Source organism: Pseudomonas sp. Sample_9 (genome assembly GCF_004307535.1).
GTDB classification, from domain to species: domain Bacteria; phylum Pseudomonadota; class Gammaproteobacteria; order Pseudomonadales; family Pseudomonadaceae; genus Aquipseudomonas; species Aquipseudomonas mercuritolerans.
The window spans coordinates 1-895 of the sequence record NZ_RAZO01000261.1; the positions used below are offsets into that span (position 1 = coordinate 1).

General features: G+C 64.0%; 1 protein-coding gene. It reads right to left on the minus strand.

From position 1 onward, the window contains the following. On the minus strand, positions 1-895 hold an 895-nt coding region (locus tag D6877_RS14580; protein ID WP_130911251.1), incomplete at both ends, for a succinylglutamate-semialdehyde dehydrogenase.

Sequence of the window (895 nt, forward strand, 5' to 3'; positions counted from 1 at the left end):
GGCAACACCAGGCTCGGGGTTTCCAGCGACGCCACCGGGTATGCGCAGTAATCCGCTGCGTAATAGGCGCTGGCACGGTGGTTGCCCGAGGCGCCGACGCCGCCGAATGGCGCGCTGCTCGCGGCACCAGTCAGCTGTTTGTTCCAGTTGACGATGCCGGCGCGGCTTTCCAGCCAGAACTGCTGGTAACGCGCTTCGGAATCGGAGAGCAAACCGGCGGCCAGTCCATAAGCGGTGTTGTTGGCTTCAGTGATCGCGGCGCCGAAATCGGCATAGCGGATCACTTGGAGCAGCGGCCCGAACAGTTCTTCGTCCGGACGCTCGGCCACGGCCGTCACATCGACGATGCCCGGAGTCAGCAAGGCCGATTGCGCTTGCGGCTGGGTCATTTCCAGCAGCGCCACCGCGCCGTTGGCCAGCAGTTGTTCCTGTGCATCCATCAAGGCTTTGGCCGCGCCGAGGGAAATCACCGAGCCCATGAACGGTGCCGGTTGCTGATCGAAGGCACCGACTTCAATGGTCGAACTGACTTCAACCAGACGCTTGAGCAGGCTGTCGCCCCACGCGCCTTGCGGCACCAGCAGACGCCGGGCGCAGGTGCAGCGCTGGCCGGCAGAGATGAATGCCGACTGAATGATGGTGTACACCGCCGCCTCCAGATCAGCGACCTGATCGACCACCAGCGGGTTGTTGCCGCCCATCTCCAGCGCAAGGATCTTGTCCGGACGACCGGCGAATTGCTGGTGCAGGTGATTGCCGGTGCGGCTCGAACCGGTGAAGAACAGACCGTCGATACCCGGGTTCGCCGCCAACGCGATACCGGTTTCCCGCGCGCCTTGCAGCAGGTTCAACACGCCTGCCGGCAGACCGGCTTCGATCCAGCACTTGACCGTCA